This is a genomic window from Lentzea kentuckyensis, from assembly GCF_002150765.1.
Lineage (GTDB): Bacteria > Actinomycetota > Actinomycetes > Mycobacteriales > Pseudonocardiaceae > Lentzea > Lentzea kentuckyensis.
Genome location: NZ_MUYM01000080.1, coordinates 1 through 17,601 on the forward strand (window position 1 = coordinate 1; position 17,601 = coordinate 17,601).

12 protein-coding genes are annotated in these 17,601 nt (G+C 70.0%); 6 read left to right on the plus strand and 6 right to left on the minus strand.

Annotated features, from left to right (window positions below):
* Positions 1 to 32 precede the first annotated feature (32 nt).
* From B0F77_RS33465 to B0F77_RS33475, 3 genes are all read right to left on the minus strand, one after another.
* Positions 33 to 1,334, minus strand: coding sequence for an ABC transporter substrate-binding protein (locus B0F77_RS33465; RefSeq protein ID WP_086667028.1), 1,302 nt, complete (start codon positions 1,332 to 1,334; stop codon positions 33 to 35).
* The gene (locus B0F77_RS33470; RefSeq protein WP_211294176.1) at positions 1,331 to 3,484 is read right to left on the minus strand and encodes a glycoside hydrolase family 36 protein; all 2,154 of its coding nucleotides are present in this window, start codon (positions 3,482 to 3,484) and stop codon (positions 1,331 to 1,333) included. Before B0F77_RS33470 ends, B0F77_RS33465 begins: the two co-directional genes overlap by 4 nt.
* 100 nt (positions 3,485 to 3,584) lie before the next feature.
* Positions 3,585 to 4,601 (minus strand): LacI family DNA-binding transcriptional regulator, encoded by a 1,017-nt coding sequence (locus tag B0F77_RS33475; RefSeq protein ID WP_086667053.1) that lies wholly within the window; start codon positions 4,599 to 4,601, stop codon positions 3,585 to 3,587.
* A 245-nt stretch (positions 4,602 to 4,846) separates the two neighbouring features.
* On the opposite strand from B0F77_RS33475, the gene B0F77_RS33480 reads away from it, so the two are divergent.
* The 6 genes from B0F77_RS33480 to B0F77_RS33505 all read left to right on the plus strand — a co-directional run bounded on the left by B0F77_RS33480 (position 4,847) and on the right by B0F77_RS33505 (position 14,433).
* The gene (locus B0F77_RS33480) at positions 4,847 to 7,108 is read left to right on the plus strand and encodes an alpha-L-fucosidase (RefSeq protein ID WP_169731020.1); all 2,262 of its coding nucleotides are present in this window, start codon (positions 4,847 to 4,849) and stop codon (positions 7,106 to 7,108) included.
* Between the two features lie 71 nt (positions 7,109 to 7,179).
* Positions 7,180 to 9,462, plus strand: a complete 2,283-nt coding sequence (locus tag B0F77_RS33485; RefSeq protein WP_086667029.1) for an ATP-binding protein — start codon at positions 7,180 to 7,182, stop codon at positions 9,460 to 9,462.
* Between the two features lie 80 nt (positions 9,463 to 9,542).
* A complete protein-coding gene (locus B0F77_RS33490) occupies positions 9,543 to 11,441 on the plus strand; it encodes a P-loop ATPase, Sll1717 family (RefSeq protein WP_143467014.1) in 1,899 nt (632 codons plus the stop codon).
* A 48-nt stretch (positions 11,442 to 11,489) separates the two neighbouring features.
* On the plus strand, positions 11,490 to 12,542 hold the full coding sequence (locus B0F77_RS33495) for a TetR/AcrR family transcriptional regulator (RefSeq protein ID WP_086667031.1): 1,053 nt from the start codon (positions 11,490 to 11,492) through the stop codon (positions 12,540 to 12,542).
* Positions 12,539 to 13,129 (plus strand): transcriptional regulator, encoded by a 591-nt coding sequence (locus B0F77_RS33500; RefSeq protein ID WP_086667032.1) that lies wholly within the window; start codon positions 12,539 to 12,541, stop codon positions 13,127 to 13,129. Before B0F77_RS33495 ends, B0F77_RS33500 begins: the two co-directional genes overlap by 4 nt.
* Entirely contained in the window at positions 13,126 to 14,433 is a 1,308-nt protein-coding gene (locus tag B0F77_RS33505; protein WP_086667033.1) for a PEP/pyruvate-binding domain-containing protein, read from the plus strand. The genes B0F77_RS33500 and B0F77_RS33505 overlap by 4 nt, the downstream gene beginning before the upstream one ends.
* Positions 14,434 to 14,619: 186 nt before the next feature.
* On the opposite strand, the gene B0F77_RS33510 is transcribed toward B0F77_RS33505, so the two are convergent.
* Genes B0F77_RS33510 through B0F77_RS50075 form a run of 3 tightly spaced genes read right to left on the minus strand, consistent with a single transcriptional unit; the run spans position 14,620 to position 17,483 of the window.
* On the minus strand, positions 14,620 to 15,207 hold the full coding sequence (locus B0F77_RS33510) for a histidine phosphatase family protein (RefSeq protein ID WP_086667034.1): 588 nt from the start codon (positions 15,205 to 15,207) through the stop codon (positions 14,620 to 14,622).
* A gap of 42 nt (positions 15,208 to 15,249) precedes the next feature.
* Positions 15,250 to 16,350, minus strand: a complete 1,101-nt coding sequence (locus B0F77_RS50070; RefSeq protein WP_245848966.1) for a glycosyltransferase family 4 protein — start codon at positions 16,348 to 16,350, stop codon at positions 15,250 to 15,252.
* Positions 16,323 to 17,483 (minus strand): lipopolysaccharide biosynthesis protein, encoded by a 1,161-nt coding sequence (locus B0F77_RS50075; protein WP_245848967.1) that lies wholly within the window; start codon positions 17,481 to 17,483, stop codon positions 16,323 to 16,325. Before B0F77_RS50075 ends, B0F77_RS50070 begins: the two co-directional genes overlap by 28 nt.
* Between the last annotated feature and the right edge of the window lie 118 nt (positions 17,484 to 17,601).

Below are 17,601 nucleotides of genomic sequence, written 5' to 3' on the forward strand. Positions count from 1 at the left end.
CCGCTCCCGCACTGCGGAGGAGGTGACGGGCATCAGAACCCCGGCGCCCCGGCCGCCTTGGCCAGCTGGGCGAACTGGTCCTGGGTCGCCTTCGCGGCCTGCTCCGGCGTCATCGTCCCGACGATCATGTCGGCGAGGTTGATGTACAGGTCCGGGTTCGCGACCGCCAGCGCCTGCATGGAGCCGACCGCGGTGCCCAGCGACGCGTGCACGTCGAGCAACGCCTTCGGCACGCCGGCCGGGTTGGCGACCGCGGGCTGCAGCGAGACGGTCTTGCGGGCGTTGACGAACTCCTGGTAGCCGGGGCCCATCCAGTACGCCAGCAGCTGCCTGGCCGCGGCCTCGCGCTTGGCGTCCCCCGTGCGGAACGCGACCAGCGCGTTGGACTGGTCCGGGATGAACGTGCCGACGTTGCCGGACGGCGAGATCGGGAAGAACCCGATCTTCTTGTCCAGCGTCGCGGTGTCGGACTTCGCCTGCAGCTGCCCGAAGAACGAGTTGACCTGCACGGCCATCGCGGCCTTGCCGTCGAGCAGCGCGGCGCCCTGGTCCTCGAACTTCGCGGTCTTGATGTCGGAGTTGAACAGTCCCTCGTCGATCAGCGCCTTGTACTTCTTGATCGAGTCGAGCACGACCGGGCTGCTGAAGGTCTCCTTGTTGGTGTTGATCTTCTCCCAGAGCCCGTTCTTGGCGGCGTCCGCGAGCTGGACCTGCACCCACCACTGGGTCGCCCAGCGGTCACCGGCCATCTCGAAGAACGGGGTGACGCCCTTGGCCTTGAGCGACCTGGCCGCGGTGACCATCTCGTCGAAGTTCTTCGGCAGCGCGGTGATCCCGTTGGCCGCGAACACCTCCTTGTTGTAGTAGACGCCCTCGACGGCCGGGCTGGTGACCAGCGCGGCGTACCGGGTGCCGTCGAGCAGGCCGGTGATGTCCTTCAGCTCCGGCGCGAGCTTCGGCAACCAGGGCGCGTCGGTCAGCGGCTGGAGGTTCGACTTGGCGTTGATCGCGGTGAGCATCGACGCGGTGGGCTGCCAGAACGCGAGATCCGGCTTGTCCCCGGTGGCCACCTTGGTCTGCACGCCCTGCTCGTACGGGTCCGGGATGGTCACGACGTCGACGTCGGCACCGGTCGCCTTCTCGAACGCCGCCACCACCTGCTCCGGCACGGTGTTGCTGTTCTGCGCCGCCCAGATCGTCAGCTTGACACCGCTGAGGGACGCGGTGGGGTCGGCCCAGGAGACCGCGCCGCCGGTGCTGGTGCTCGCGCCGGGGTCACTGCACGCCGTGAGTCCTAACAGGAGGGCGGCGGCAACGCTGATCCAACTCTTCATCGGGCGGATCCTTCGGTGGGTGAGGGAATCGGAGATGTGCGAGGGGTGATCCGGAACAGGCGTGCCGAGGCCGGTCGGCGTTCGGCGGTCAGTGTCAGCTCTCCCGTCGGGGCGTGCCAGCCGGACGGCCATTCGGGAAGATCACGTGGATAGAGCACTTCCAGGTCGATGTCGCTGCCGCGCAGGTGTGGCAACGACAACGTGACGCTCGCCTGGTCGCTGTCGCGCTGCCACACTGCCAGGTAGGTGACGTCACCGGACGTCAGGGCGAGGCTCAGCCACTGGTCGCTCCACGAGGGCAAACCCAGTGGCCACAACGGAACCGCGGTGGCGAGGTCGGACCGGATCTCCTGGTGCACGCGCACCGCGGCCCGTACGGACTCGAACTGCGCGGCCGTCATGAGGTCGAGGCGACCGGACAGGTACAGCCGGCCGAGCATGCCGGTGCAGAGCGTGAACGCGATGTCCTCGTCCGACATGTCCGGCTGCGGGTAGGCCCAGCTCGCGGACTGTTCTGGCAGCAGCGACATCGGGGCGGCCACCGCGATCGGCGGGTAGCACAGGTGGTCCTGCTGGTCGCTGGTCGACTGCAGCTGCATCCGGGACAGCAGCGCGTAGTCCATCCGCATGGCGCCCGACGCGCAGTTCTCCAGGATCAGTCCGGGATGCCGGTCCAGGACACCGTCGAGCCACGCGAGGTGCGCCCGGTTGCAGGCGAGCAGACCCGCGCCGGCGCTGTCCGCCGCGACGTCCGTGCCGGGGCCGGCGTCGATGTTGTAGTCCAGCTTGAAATAGCCCACGCCCAGCTCGCCGACCAGCCGGTCGACCACCGCGTCCAGGTGCGCGACGGCCCGCGGGTGGCGCAGGTCCAGGTGGTAGCGGCCGTGCTCGACGAGCCGCACGCCGCCGCGTTGCAGGAACGCCGCCGGTGGCAGCCGGTCGGCCATCGGGCTGCGCACGCCGATCACCTCAGGCTCCAGCCAGAGTCCCGGCACCAGGCCGCGGTCGCGGATGTGCGCGATGACCTCTTCGAGCCCGCCGGGGAACCGGGTCCGCGACGGCTGCCACTCGCCCACGCTGTCCCACCAGCTGGTGCCGTTGTCGTACCAGCCAGCGTCGATGCAGAAGATCTCCGCACCGGCGGCCGCGGCCGCGTCGATCAGCGGCAGCAGCTTCGCCGTGGTCGGATCGCCCATGATCGTGTTCATGTAGTCGTTGAACACCACCGGAAGCGCGGTCCGGTCGTGGTGAGGGCGCACGAGCTCGCGCCGGTGCCGGGTGAGCGCGGCGACCGCGCTGTCCACACCGTCCACACCGGACTGCGACACGGCCACCGACACCGGTACGGAGGTGAACGACTCGCCGGGCAGCAACCGGTGCTGCCACTGGTGGTCGATGTCGGTCGGCCCGAGCAAGGCGACGTAGGCGCCGTCCATCCGTTCGGCGACCTCCCACCGCCAGGCGCCGTTGTGCTCGATCTGCCACAGCCACGCCTGTCCGGTCCGCCGGTCGACCAGGCCACCGGTCGGCAGGACCGTGCCCGTCGACCAGGTACCGGTGCTGACGACGGCGAGCCGGCCGCGGCCGTCCTGGCCGTGCAGCGCGAGGTTGAGGTCGGGCACCGCGTCCGCGCGCAGCGGCCGGCGGGACCACCGGCCCTCGCCGAGCCATTCGCTGTCCCCGCGCAACACGTCGAGGTCCTCGACCCGCGCCCCGCCGAAACTCGCCGCGAACGACGTCAAACCCAGCAGCGTCAACGACTCCTGGCCGTGGTTGGTCGCGGTGGTGGTGATCTGGCAGGCCGCTACGCCGTCGACCGACCGGAACGTCGTGCGCGCGCCCAATCCGGTCCGCTCGTCCCGCAGATCGACGTCCAGCTCACTCCACTTGCCGTCGCTGCGGCGATGGGAACCGGCGTAGACCAGGCGCCGGCCGACGGCGGTCTCGGAGAAGCGGTGCGACATTCGCGCCCTGCCCTCCCCCGCCACCAGCACCTCGACCAGCGGCTGCGCGACCCGAGGGTGCTCGACTGGACCACCACCGGCCGAAAGGGAGCGGACGACGACCGCTCCGTCCGGCGCCACGTCCACCACGAGTTCCAGCGCCGAATGCCCCCAGACCACTCCGGTCGCGGACTCGATGGAGATCAATGTTGCCTCATTCCTGCTGGTCCATGCGGTGTGACCGGTCACATCGTCGCCACAGTGTGAGCGCTAACACAGCGCAGGAAAAGAGTGCGTTACGCAGTTGTTACCGCGGCGGCGCGGTGGACTCCCTGACCACGAGCGACGGCGGCGCGAGTGCCACCACCTGACGGGGCTCGCCCGCCACCTCGGCGGCGATCGCGGCCAGGCACGCCCGTCCGAGTCCCACGAAATCCATCCGCACGGTCGTCAGCGCCGGGGTCCAGTAGGCGGCGCCGGGCACGTCGTCGAAGCCGACGATGCTGACGTCCCCCGGTACGTCCCGGCCAGCCTCGTAGAGCGCCCGGCGCACCGCCAGCGCCGTGTCGTCGTTGCCGCACAACACCGCCGTGACGTCCGGATCGGCCGCCAGCCGGGCACCCGCGAGGTAGGCCGACCGCACGTCCCACCCCGCCGCCAGCACCTCGGGCACGCGCACGTCCGCCGCCTCCAGCGCGGCGCGCCAGCCCGACTGACGGGCGCTCGTGCCGCTCTCCGAGGGGATCGCGACGTGGTGCACCGTGCGATGTCCCAGGTCCAGCAGGTGCCTGGTCGCGTCGACGGCGGCCTGGCGTTCGTCCAGGAACACCATGGAGCGCGAGACTCCCGCGAGTCCGCCGGCCTCCGTGGCGGCCACCGCGGGCACCTTCGCCGGCAACGCCCGCAGCACCTCGGCACCGGCGGTGTCGAACGCGATCACCACCACGCCACCCGCGTTGGGATCGGTCACGTGCTCGACCGCGTGCTGGACGTCGACCGGCCCGTCCGACTCCACCACCCGGACACCGACGGCGAACCCCGCCGACCGCGCGGCCTCCTCGATGCCCTGCAACGTCGCGGCATAGCCGTACAACGTGGTGTTGGCGACCACCACCGTCACCGTGTTCGACAGCCCCGAACCGAGCGCGCGGGCCGCGCGGTTCGGGCGGTACCCCAGCCGTTCGATGACCTCGAGCACGTGCCTGCGGGTGTCGGCGTTGACCCGTGGCGAGTCGTTCAGCACCCGTGACACGGTCTGGTACGAGACGCCGGCGGCCGCCGCGACGTCCCGGATGCTCGGTGTGGTGAAAGATCGTCGTGTCACGCCGACATCGTGATCGCTGCCGGTCGCGGCGTCAAAACACCCGCAGCCGGAACCAGCGATGTGCACGCTCACATGACGGCGTCGCAACGCATCACCTCAGCGCCGGAATCCCTTGCGGGCAAAGAGCTAAAAGTTTAGCCATGTTTCGTTAGCGTTAACATCACTCATTGACACGGTGCGTGTCTGCGTGGCTACATTGGCGGCCACTTCATCGAGATCACTCCCCCTGCCATCAGGAGACCGCGATGACTCACCCCGCAGACAAATCCCTGTCCCGACGCCATTTCGGTCTTCTAGCGGCGACCGGTCTGGCCGCCACGGCGATGCCCGGATCGGTCGCGGCCGCCGCCCGGCGCGATCGCTACGAACCCACCTGGCCGTCGGTCGACCGCCACCAGCCGGCCCCGGAGTGGTTCCAGGACGCCAAGTTCGGCGTCTACTGGCACTGGGGCGCGTTCACCACGCCGGAGTACGGCAACGAGTGGTACGGCCGGAACATGTACCAGTCGGGCAGCAACGAGAACAAACACCACGCGGCGACCTACGGCGACCCGGCGGTCTGGGGCTACGACAAGTTCATCGACGGCGGCACCGACACCGCGGGCAACCACGTCCAGTTCGCGCCGAAACTCGTGGCGCAGGGCGGGAAGTTCGACCCGGACGAGTGGATCCGCCTCGTCAAGGACTCCGGCGCGAAGTTCGCCGGCCCGGTCGCCGAACACCACGACGGATACTCCATGTGGGACAGCCAGGTCAACGAGTGGAACTCGGTGGCGCGCGGGCCGCGGCTCGACCTGCTCGACCTGTTCGCCAAGGCGGTCCGGGCCCAGGGCCTCAAACTGCTGGTGTCGATGCACCACGCGTACAACTTCAACGGTTTTTTCGACTACGCCCCGCGCCAGACGGATCCGAGTCTGCGCAAGCTCTACGGCCAGCTGCCGCGCACCGGGGAGGACGCGCTGTGGCTGGCCAAGCTGAAGGAGGTCGTCGACCGGGCCAAGCCCGACGTCCTGTGGCAGGACTTCTCGCTGAACTCGCCGGGTTACTGCCTGAACGACGGTCCCTGTGCGGTCGGTGAACAACAACGGCTGGAGTTCCTCGCCTACTACTACAACCAGGCGGAGAAGTGGGGCAAAGACGTTGTCGCGACGTACAAACACTTCGACAAGGGCTTCACCAACAAGGGGCAGGTCGAGGACTACGAGCGCGGCGGGCCCGCGGACATCGTCACGCCCTACTGGCTCACCGACGACGCGATCAGCAGCAGCAGTTGGAGCTACACCAAGGGAATCGGCTACTACTCCAGCACGCAGATGATCCACGCGCTGATCGACCGGGTCAGCAAGGGCGGCAACATGCTGCTCAACATCTCGCCCACCCTCGAAGGAACCATTCCCGACGGCCAGCGAGCCGTCCTCGCCGACATGGGCACCTTTCTCCGCCGGCACGGTGAGTCGATCTACGCCACCCGCGCGTGGTCGTTCTACGGCGAGGGTCCGACCAAGATGGGCGGCGGCTCGTTCGTCGCGCCGTTGGTGGGCACGGCCAAGGACATCCGGTTCACCCGCGACAAGGCGGGCCGGGTGCTCTACGCCACCGTGCTCGCCTGGCCCGGCACGGCTCTGAACATCACCACCCTGTCCACCGGCAGGACATCACTCACCGGCCTGCGCAAGGTCGAACTGCTCGGCGCACCGAATCCGTTGACCTACCACCAGGACGCGACCGGCCTGCACGTCACGCTGCCGGAGACGGCGCCCTACGCCTCCCCCGCGTACGTGCTGAAACTGACCTTCGCCGGCAGGATTCCTTTCGTGGCAACGGAATCAGGTGCCACGGTGTGCACCGACCGCGACTACTGCGGCACGACCGCCGGCCTCACCGTCGGCAGCTACACCGCCGCCCAGCTCCGGTCCCGGGAGCTCGCGCCGAAGACCATCTCCTCGCTCTGGCCGGCCGCCGGCTACGAGGTCGTCGGCTACCCGGAGGACAACTTCACCGGCACTTCGGCGCGTTTCGCCACCCCCACCCCGGACCTGCGCACGAGCAAGTTCGACAACACGATCGTGTCGCTGCGCGTGCGGTTCGACCCGGCCAGGCAGTTCCGGATCGTCAACCTCACCAACGGTCTCGCGGTGGACAGCGGCGGATCGGTCGCGCCGGGCAGCAACCTGAAGATCTGGACGCCGGACGACAGCACGAACCTCCAGTTCCGCGCGGAGGAGACGGGCGACGGGTTCTACAAGCTGACCAACCGCACCAACGGCCTGGTCATCGACGGCGCGGGCGCGACACAACAGGGCGGTCGGCCGGTGCAGTCCGCCTTCACCGGGGCCGTGAGCCAGCAGTGGTCGATCACCGACACCGGGCACAACCTGTTCGTGATCGCCAACCGCGAGACCGGCCTGGTGCTCGACGGTGGCGGCAAGGTCGGCTCCGGGTCCCCGCTCAAGGTGTGGACCGAGGACGGAAGCCCCAACCTGCGCTGGCAGTTCTTCGCGGTGTGACGCCCGCTGAGGCATGATCGGCGGACAACGCCGCTACGCTGAGTGCGAGCTGCTTCGCCAGGGGGTGACGGGTGTCCGACCGGCCTGAGGTGAGCAACCAGGTGTCGGGCACCTCCGATCTCGTCATCCAGGCGCACACGATCACCGGCGACATCAGCATCCAGCCCTCGGCCGTGCGGCCCGCGCCACGCGAGCTGCCGGCCGAGGTGTTCGGCTTCGCGGGGCGCACGGAGCAGCTGGCGCGGCTCGACGCGTTGCTGGAGTCGCCGGCGATGCCGCTGACGGTCGTGTCGGGCACGGCGGGTGTGGGCAAGACGGCGTTGGTGGTGCGGTGGGCGCATCGGGCGCGATCGCGGTTCCCGGACGGGCAGCTGTACGTGGACCTGCGCGGTTACGGGCCGGACGCGCCGGTCGAACCCGCGGAGGCGCTCGAGGCGTTCCTGCGGGCGCTCGGGGTGAGCGGCGCCGACATCCCGTTCGACGTGTCCGAGCGCGCGGCCCGGTTCCGCAGTCTGGTCGACGGGCGCCGGATCCTCGTGGTGCTCGACAACGCGCGGGCGCCGGAACAGGTACGACCGCTGTTGCCCGGCAGTTCGTCGTGCGCGGTCGTGGTGACCAGCCGCGCCACGTTGTCCGGTCTGGTGGCGCGCAACGGCGCCCGCGTGCTGGACCTCGACGTGCTCACCGTCGCGGAGGCCACCGACCTGTTGCGGTCGCTGATCGGGGCGCAGGCCGACGACGAGGAACTGACCGCGCTCGCCGGCACGTGCGCACGGCTGCCGCTGGCGTTGCGCATCGCGGCCGAGCTCGTGGTCTCCCGGCCGTGGACGCCGGTGGCCGACCTGCGCGCCGAGCTGGACGACGACAGCCTGGGCGTGCTGGACGCGGGCGGCGATCCCAAGACCGCCGTGCGGGCCGTCTTCTCCTGGTCCTACCAGCACCTCGACCCGCACGTGGCCAGGGCGTTCCGCCGGCTCGGCCGGCATCCGGGGCGCGACCTCGACCTCCACGCCGCGGTCGCGCTCACGGGTGACGACCTGCGCACCACACGGCGGACGCTGGACCAGTTGCTGCAGGCCCACCTGGTGCACGAGACCGAACGCGGCCGGTTCGGCATGCACGACCTGCTGCGGGTGTACGCGGCCGAGCTGGCGCGGCAGAACGGCGACGATCCGCTCACCGCCTTGTTCGACTTCTACCTGCAGTCCGCCGCTCGCGCGATGGATCTGATCGTGCCGGAGGAACGCGCCCGCCGGCCGCGGATCGAGGCCACCGGCGTCATCGCCCCGCTCGCCGACCGCGCGGCGGCCGAGGCGTGGCTCGAGGTCGAACGCCCGACGCTGATGGCGGTCGCCAAGCAGGCGGCCAGGGGGCGGCTTCCCGGTCACGCCATCCTCATGTCGCAGATCCTGTGGCGTTTCCTCGACAACCGGGCGTACCACGACGACACGCTCGCCCTGAACGTCCACGCGCTCAAGGCCGTCCAGCAGCTCGACGACCCCGGCCGGGAAGCGAGCGCCGAGAACAACCTCGGCACCGTCTACTGGCAGCTCGGCCGTTACGACGACGCCCTGCGGCACCTGCGGCGGTCGCTGGAACTCGCGCGTGCCACCGGGAGCCGCGGCGTCGAGGCCAACGCCCTGTGCAACCTCGGTGTCGTGCACCGCCTGGTCGGCGACTACGACAGCGCGCTGGAGGACCTGAACCTCGCCCTCTCGATCGCGGCGGACCGTGCCGACCACACGCTGCTGGCGCGCGTCGGCTACCACCTCGGCAACGTCCACGAACGCCTCGGCAAGTACGAGGACTCCCTCGCCCGTCTCGAAGCGGCGTTGCGCAGCGCCCAGACCAGTGGCAACCGCACGACCGAGGCACGCGTCCAGTGTCACCTCGGCGCCGTCTGCACCGAACTGGGCCGCCACGCCGACGCCAGGCACCACCTCGACCGCGCGCTCGACCTCGCCCACGACAGCAGCGACCGCCACATCGAAGCCCGCACGCTGCGCAACCTCGGTGTCCTGCAACAGAGAACCGGCAACCTCCACGACGCTCTCGCCACCCTCGGCCGGGCTCTGGCGCTGGCGGAGGCCATTCGTGACACGCTGCTGCACGTCGAGATCCTGAACAGCTTCGCGTCCGCCGCGCTGGCCGCCGGCGACACCGAGAACGCCTTCGCCCACCACGACCTGGCGCTCCTGCTGGCGACGCGGATCGGCGACAGCTACGAACAGGCCCGCGCACACCTCGGCCTCGGCGAGGTCCTGGCGGAGCTCGACGACACCGAGCACGCCCGGCGGCATCACCGGCGCGCGCTCGGCCTCTTCGAACGCCTCGGCCTGCCGCCGGTCAGGTGAACTTGCGCGCGACCGTACGCGAACGGCCGGGTGATCCAGGTTGAGTGGTCACGTCCGACAGGGTGATCGAGGGGACCGACATGCATGACGCCGTACACCTGCTGGAGGCGTGGGCGGCGGGGCGATCACGCGGATCGGACGAGCCGGCCGCCATGGTCGCCGCGCTCGTCACGACCGCGTTGGCCGACGACACGGCGGTGCGGCAGTTGCTCGCCGAGGCAGAAGAGAACGCGGTGACCGGGCGGACGCGCTTGCGCGCTCAGCTGGCGTTGGAGGACGAAGCCGAGCGGAATCCGGCGTTCGGCCGCGCGTTGCGGGCCGCGCTCGGGGACGACGGGCCTGCCGTGCCGGTGTCCACGTTCATCGGTGCCCACGACGACACTGTGATCGATGACGACGTCGACGTCGTGCAGCGGTTGTTCTTCGGGCGTGACGACGCCGAGCACGACATGGCGGACGGGTTGCTGCGCCAGGGTTTCCTGCGCACCACGGCGTACTCCGAGGTGGTGTCCGGGCGCAAGACGCTCATCATCGGGCGCAAGGGTTCCGGCAAGAGCGCGATCTGCATGCACCTGGCGGAGAACGGCAGCGATACCGCGGTGATCATCACGCCGGACGACGCCGCCGGTGACGAGCTGCGCCGCTTCGTGCTGGACGGGCTCACCACGGCGTCGGCGAAGGCGTTGTTGTGGCGCTATGTCTTCGCGGTGCAGACCGCCAGGTACCTGGTGCGGCACGCCGCGGGCGACGCGCACCGGCGGACCCCGTCGTCGGTGGGGACGCTGGAACGGTTCCTGCGCGACAACGGTGAGCTCAGCGAGGAAAGCCTCTACCACCGGGTCGTCCGGGCCGGGCGAGGGCTGATGTCGTCGTTCTCGCTGGAGGCCTTCGGGGTCGCGGTGGCGGTCGAGAGGAACGGCACCCCTGACGGTGTCAGCGCGTCCCGGCAACTCGACGTCGTGGAAGCCGGGGTGCGGCGGGCCTTCGAGGACCTCGGTTGTGCCGGCGACCACGGGCCGTTGCTGGTGATGGTCGACCAGCTCGAACAGGTCTGGTCGGACGAGCCGGACACCGAAGCGCTCATCATCGGGTTGCTGCTGGCCGGAAAACACGCGGCGCTCACCTACGGCGGGGCTCTGCGCTGTGTGTTCTTCCTGCGCTCCGACATCTACGACACGCTGGACTTCAGCGACGCGGACAAGTTCCACAGCGACGAGATCCGCCTCAGCTGGACCGTCAACCTGTTGCACGACCTGGCGTTGGTGCGGGCCGGCGTGTCACTCGGGCGCCGGCTCCAGCCGCACGAACTGTGGGGCGAGGTCTTTCCCGCCACGGTGGCCGGCGAGCCCACGGCCGACTACCTGTTCGCGCGCGCCCTCCCGCGCCCGCGCGACGCGATCCAGTTCCTCAACCAGTGCCGCGACACCGCGTTGAGTCGCGGCCACCGGCGGATCTCCGAACGCGACGTCCTGGACGCGACGCTGGTGTTCTCCCGCTGGAAACTGCTCGACCTCGCGAAGGAGTACAGCGTCCGGTTCCCGTTCCTCGGTGCGCTGCTCACCGTGTTCCAGGACGTCGGCCACGAACAGACGCGGACCTCCATCGCCGAGTTGTTCCTGCCGTTCCAGGAGGTTCTGCGGAGCCGGTACGAGGACTACGCGCCGTTCTTCGACCCGGACGTGATCATCGAGCTGTTGTTCTCGGTCGGGTTCCTCGGTGTCCGCCGCGCGGACAGATACGTGTACTGGGGGGCCACGGAGACGCCGGTCATGCCCTACGAGTCGGAGTTCTGCGTGCATCCGTGCTTCCGGCCCGCGCTCGGCGCCACCCAACCGGTCCAGGAGCGGGTGAACAACGTGATCACCGGCGACGTGGTCGGCAGCGCCATGCAGTTCGGCACCGTCAGCGGCAACATCGTTTTCGGCAGCAACACCAACATTGATCCGGTGTTCCGGCGGTGGTGGCGTCGTAAGAAGTAGGTCGTTCAGATGTTGAGAACATTCGAATGATGTGAGTATCCTGATGCCATGGTGAGGCTGACCAGGGTGCAGCAGCAGGAGCGCACGCGTGCGTCCGTGCTGGCAGCGGCGAAAGAAGAGTTCACCGAGCACGGCTATGCCCTGGCGAAGATCGACCGGATCGCCGAGCGTGCCGAGCTCACCCGCGGGGCGGTGTACTCGAACTTCCCCAGCAAACGGGCGCTGTACCTGGCGGTGCTGATCGACCTGGTCGAGGGCACGCCGGCCGGTGAACCGCAGGCGCCCGCGTCGCCGGCGGACGCGCTGGGGGCGTTCGCCAGGACGTGGCTGGAGCGGTTGCCGCTGGCCGGTGAGACGGCTTCGGGTGGACGGCTGCAGCTCCGATCGCTCGCCGGTGTGATCGACGACGACCACGGGCGGGCGGTGCTGGCCCAGGTCGCGGCACTGGAGGCGCTGTTGCTCGGTGCCGCACTGGAGGGCGGCACGGCGGCGCGGCGGGTGCGGCTGGCGTCGCTGGTGCTCACGCTGCTGGGCGGTGCCGGGCAGCTCGCCGAGACCGCGCCGGGGTCCGGTGATCCCTTCGACGTGGCGCTCGCGTGTCAGCACCTGGCCGGCCTCGATCTCGCGGACGTCTGGGCGCCGCCGTACCTGCAGTTCGTCAAGCCCGCGAGGCCCTGCCGGGAGACCTGGGACCCGCCCGCGGATCTCGTCGACCGGGTCGGCGGGGGTCCGGTCGACCTCGCCGCCGACGGCCTGATCGCGGTGCTGGGCGCCGGTCGTCTCGGTGCGGCCGAGGAGGCTTTCCGGTCCGCCCGGACCGGTGAGCAGGTGACGGTGGTCGTCGTCGTGAGCGATGCCGCCGAGACCGGCCGGCTCCTGCGGCTGCGGATCGCCGATCTGACGGGATGTCTGCGGCGCGTGTTTCCGTTGCCGTCACTGCGGATCGTGCTGGACGACGACGCCGTGGTGGCCACCGCGCTCGGGCTCACCGATGCCGGAGACGACACCGAAGCCGCTGTGCGCGTTCAGGGTGGGGCGATCGTCGCTCGTGCGCACGGACGCGGTGCCGCGCACGCCGCGAATGCCGGGGTCAGCGCATGACCGTGCTGCACACCTTGCGCTGCATCGGTTTCGCGGGTTGCCCGCGCATCGCCGGTGCGGTCGGCCTGACCGAGTCCGACGTCGAGTCGGAGCTGATCGACCTGGCGGTGGCCGGTCTCGTCACGCACCTGTCCGGCGAGTTCGGCGGGTGGGGGCTGACGGACGCCGGTCGGATCGCGGACGCCGAGCGGAGCACCGCGGAACTGGAGTCGGCGGGCGCCCGTCCCGCGCTCACCCTGGCGTTCAACGGTTTCCTGGTGCTCAACCCGGAACTGCTCGACCTCTGCACGGCATGGCAGCTGCGTTCCGTCGACGGCGTCATGATCGCCAACGACCACCGCGACCGGTCCTACGACGGTCGTGTCCTCGCGCGGTTCGCCGACTTCCACGAACGCGCTGTTGTGGTCTGCCGCGAGCTTTCCGCTGCCCTGCCCCGTTTCGACCGCTACCGGATCCGGCTCGCCGAAGCCCTGAAACGCGCCGAGGCGGGCGAACTGGGTTACGTGGCCGACGACATCGGTTCGTACCACGCCGTGTGGGCCGAACTGCACGAAGATCTGCTCGCCACGCTCGGGATCCCGCGATGAGGTGGATCCGGCCGCTCACAGCTGAGGTCGACGAGAGCGTGGACGTGGTGGGCGGCAAGGCACACGGCCTGCTCGTGTTGCACCGCCTCGGTTTGCCGGTGCCGCCGGGGTTCGTGATCACCACCGAGGCGTGCCGCGCGTTCCTGCGCGACGGGCACTTTCCCGCCGGGCTCAGCGACGAGCTCGCCATCGCCCGCCGCGAACTCGCCGTGCCTACGGTGTCCGTCCGATCCGGCGCCAGTGTCTCGATGCCCGGCATGATGAACACGATCCTGAACGTCGACCGGAACCTCGAACAGACCGTCGCGACAGTCTTCTCGTCGTGGCACACCCCGCGCGCCCGGACCTACCGCGAACTGCACGACATCCCGCACGACCTGGGCACGGCCGTCATCGTCCAGGCGATGGTCCGCGGCGACCGCGACGAGCACAGCGGCACCGGCGTCGCGTTCAGCCGCGACCCCGACACCGGCGCGCCCACGCCGTTCGGCGAAGTCCTTTTCGGACACCAGGGCGACGCCGTCGTCTCCGGCACGATGCTGACCGAACCTCTGGAGCACCTCGACCGGGAACCGTTGGTGTGGAACGGTCTGCTCGACGCATTGCACCGAATCGAGGCCCACTACCGCGACGCCTGCTACGTCGAGTTCACCTATGAGTCAGGCGAACTGTGGCTGTTGCAGGTCCGTCCGGGCCGGTTCACCGGTGCCGCCGCCGTGCGCGTCGCCACCGACCTCGCCGACGAGGGCGTGATCGATCGCCGGGCAGCGCTGCTCAGGGTGTCCCCGCACCATCTCCGGCCCATCCCGCGGATGGCAGCGGAACACGTCCTGGCCAGAGGGCTCGGCGCCTGTCCAGGCGTCGCGACGGGCCGGATCGCCACCACGACCGACAGCGCGGTACGCATGGCCACGAACGGCCCAGTCGTCCTCGTGCGCCCGGAAACCTCACCGCACGACATGCGCGGACTCGCGGCCGCCACCGGCATCGTCACCGCCCGCGGCGGTCCCGCCAGCCACGCCGCGGTGGTGGCACGTTCAATGGGAAAGCCCGCCGTGGTAGGCATCTCCGATCTGGCCGTACACGCAGGTTCGATCAACGTCAACGGAAACGCCATCGACGAAGGCACGCTCATCACCATCGACGGCACCAGCGGCGAGGTGGCCCTGGGCGGCCAGCGCGTCGTCACCACGACGACGAACGCCCACCGGTTGCTCGCCTGGGCGGACGAAGTGTCCGGCGACCACACCGAACGCGACGACGCAGCACGCCTCAGCGCGGCCCACACAGCCCTGCGCGACTAAGGCCGCACACCCGCTTGCCAGCGCGCACGCGGGGCCCTTCCGTCCGCTCTAGTAGGTTGTCGCGGCTTGGTTGTGCTCCCGGTTGTGGATGAAGGGACCCTTCATCCACCTCAGGTCGATGAAGGGTCCCTTCATCCACGGGGCAAGCGCGAGTGGGGTTCGTGTGAGTGAACGTTGAGATGGGTGTCAGGGACGCACGCCCACGCCGAACCCGGTCCACCGCAGTTCCGCCGGAAGGTGGCCCATGTCGTTGTACAGCACCAATGTCGGCGCCAGCCCGGCGCGGTGCTCGATCACCGTCAACGCCGCGTTCCCACAGCTCAACTCCAGCCACCGCACCGGCGGGGCGTCGAGCGCGTGCCGCACCAGCCAGGCCACCGGATAGGCGTGCGTCACCAGCACCTCGTGCGTCTCGACCTCGGCCGGTCGGGCGAACCTGCCGATCAACGCCTCGGCACTGCGCTCGCCGGCCGCGGCCTCCGCGGCGTCGTACCCGTCGAAGAACCCTGCCCAAGCGGCGGGCGGATGCTCCGGCACGTACGGCACGTGATCGACGAGCTCGGCCGCCTCCCGCACCGGCACGCCCGGCAGCCGCTCGCCGATCACCTGCGCCGACCGCGCGGCCCGTGGCAGGGGCGAGTGCCAGACGGCGTCGATCGGCAGCCCCGCCAGTCGTTCGCCGAGGAGCTGCGACTGCCGCTGCCCGACCTCGGTCAGCTCGCCGAACGGGTCCGCCGCGCCGTGCCGCACCACGTACAGGTGCCGAGTCGCCATGCGTCAGGATACTAACATCATCCAGATGTTCGTAACATCTGATCAACCCGCGTGCTTCTCGAAGAGCGCTTCGAAGGCGTCCAGCACAGCGGGGACGCTGAACTTCGCCGCGGCTGTGCCGTCGGACGTCGGAGGCTCGTCGCGCAGTGATCGCAGGCCGACGGTGATGGCGGCCGCGTCACCGGGCGGCACGACGAGCCCGAAACCCGTCTCCCGCACGGGAACGCGCACGCCGGGCAGATCGCTCGCCAGCACCGGCACCCCCGCCAGCATGGCGACGACCTGCACGATGCCGAACGCTTCGAAGGCGTTCACCGAGGGCAGCGCGAACACGTCGAGGGAGGCGTAGAAGTCGCCGAGGTCCTCGTCGGGCACGAAGCCCAGCAGCTTGATCCGCGAGTCACCGTCGACATGCGCACGCACGCGGTCGATGACACTGCCTCCCGCGACGTTGCCGAAGTCGCCGCCGATCAGCAGCCGCGCGGACGGGTCGTCGAGTGCGCGAAAGCCGTCGACCAGGTGCTCGACGCCCTTCTCCTCGACGATCCGGCCGAGGAACCCCACGTGCAGGCCGTCGCCCTCGCGGAACCGCGGCGCGCCCTCGGGCACCGGGCGGCAGGGCGGCGGCACGGCGGCCATGTGCGGCCGGATCGACGACCACAGCCGGCTCTCCCGCGCGTAGTCCTCGCTCGTCACCGCGATGGCGGCCGCACGGCGCATCGCCAACCGGCTGGACGCGTCGATCGCCTTGCGCTGCACCGAGTTCACCAGGCCGGGTGGCAGGCTGACGTCGCAGTGGTAGGTCACCACGACCGGGCACTTCGCCAGTGCCGCCACCGGGCCCGCCTCCAGCATCGGCAGGTGGAGGTTGAGCACACGTGCGTTCGCCGACGCCTCGCGCACCATCGCGGTGAACGCCGGACTGATCACTCCCTTGCCGAAGCGGGCGAGCACCGGTGCGCGGCTCACCCGCACACCGTTGATCGTCTCCTCGTGCGGCAGCAACGGGTCGTGCCGGGTGGTGATCACGCGGACGCGTTTCCCGCGCTCGGCGAGTCCCTCCGCGACGTCCCGCGCGAAGTTGGTCAGGCCCGACACGTACGGCGTGTAGTAGGTCAGGGCGATGACGAGGTCGTCGCGCACAGTTCGTTCTCCTGTCGTGGGGTGATGAGCAGCAGCCGGACTCCGGCGAGCAGGCCTGCCGCGGAACCGGCGAGGAACGCGATCTCCGCGCGCAGCAACAGGTCTGGGATCAGGGCGAACGTCACCGCCGCCGTCACGACACCGGTCAGCCAGCTCCACGCGACCCGGCTGTGCAGCGCGCCCGCGACCAGCGCCTGCGTGGTGACGATCAACCCGAGGTGGGCGACGACACCGAGCGCGATGAGCGCCAGGTCCACGGAGGACACCGCGTACAGGTGCCCGAACACGAGCCGCACCAGCCACGGTCCGACGGTGAACGCCGTGGCGACGCCCGCCGCACCGGCCAGCGCGAGCACGACGGCCAGGCGTGTCACGACCGCGCGCATCGGTTTCCCGGTGATCACCGGGAGCAACGCCGTCTGCAGCGGAACCGCGACGAAGAGCGGGACCCTGGCGAGCAGGAAAGCCGCGAGGAACACACCGGCCCTGGCGCGTTCGCCGGGAGCCGCGATCGCCGTCACGACCACCGGGATGCCGTTGAGCAGCAGCTGCGCGCACAACGACCCGACGAGCAACGGTGCGACCGCGCGCGCGATGTCGCGCACGGGCACCTCGCCGTCTCCTTGCCACCAGATGCCGGCCAGCACGGGCAGGTGTGCCACCGCGATCGCCGCGACGAGCGTCCACTCGAACTGCGCGCTCGTCCTGGCCCCCAGCCACGCGGCGAGGAGCGCGAACACCACGCGCAAAGCGGTGTCGATCACCAGCAGCCCGCCGTGCCACGCCAGCTTGCCGCTGCCGATCAACCAGCCCCGCACCAGGAACTGCCCTGCGGACAGGACGCACAGCACCGCCACCGCGGGCGACACGAACGCGGCCAGCGCGGCCTCGACGGCCGCCATGGCGAGCGCGACCACGGCGGCCGAACGCAGCGCGCGAGGACCGAGGCGCGCCAGTTCCTGTTCCACCGGAAGGAAAGCACCGAACCCGACGAGCAGCGCGATCGACCAGAACGCGCCGAAGTCGCTGTACTCCGCGGGTGAGACGTTGCGTGCGACAACCGCGAGGTAGGTGTTGACCAGAAGGCCGGAAAGGACGATGCACACCCCGACGAAGCTGAGCGCACGGACCATGGGCGGCACAGTATCGGCCGCGATCTGCCGGTTTTCCCATTCGTAACCGGAATCCGGGGTATGGCAACGCAGACGTAGCAATGCACGGTGCGCTCGGGCCCTCCGCGTAACGGGCGGT

What these genes read in the sequence shown, in the direction of transcription:
- B0F77_RS33495 (WP_086667031.1), top strand. Translation starts at nt 11,490, where the DNA reads ATGGTGAGGCTGACCAGGGTGCAGCAGCAGGAGCGCACGCGTGCGTCC.
- B0F77_RS33465 (WP_086667028.1), bottom strand. Translation starts at nt 1,334, where the DNA reads ATGAAGAGTTGGATCAGCGTTGCCGCCGCCCTCCTGTTAGGACTCACG.
- B0F77_RS33490 (WP_143467014.1), top strand. Translation starts at nt 9,543, where the DNA reads ATGCATGACGCCGTACACCTGCTGGAGGCGTGGGCGGCGGGGCGATCA.
- B0F77_RS33480 (WP_169731020.1), top strand. Translation starts at nt 4,847, where the DNA reads ATGACTCACCCCGCAGACAAATCCCTGTCCCGACGCCATTTCGGTCTT.
- B0F77_RS33500 (WP_086667032.1), top strand. Translation starts at nt 12,539, where the DNA reads ATGACCGTGCTGCACACCTTGCGCTGCATCGGTTTCGCGGGTTGCCCG.
- B0F77_RS50075 (WP_245848967.1), bottom strand. Translation starts at nt 17,483, where the DNA reads ATGGTCCGTGCGCTCAGCTTCGTCGGGGTGTGCATCGTCCTTTCCGGC.
- B0F77_RS33505 (WP_086667033.1), top strand. Translation starts at nt 13,126, where the DNA reads ATGAGGTGGATCCGGCCGCTCACAGCTGAGGTCGACGAGAGCGTGGAC.
- B0F77_RS33510 (WP_086667034.1), bottom strand. Translation starts at nt 15,207, where the DNA reads ATGGCGACTCGGCACCTGTACGTGGTGCGGCACGGCGCGGCGGACCCG.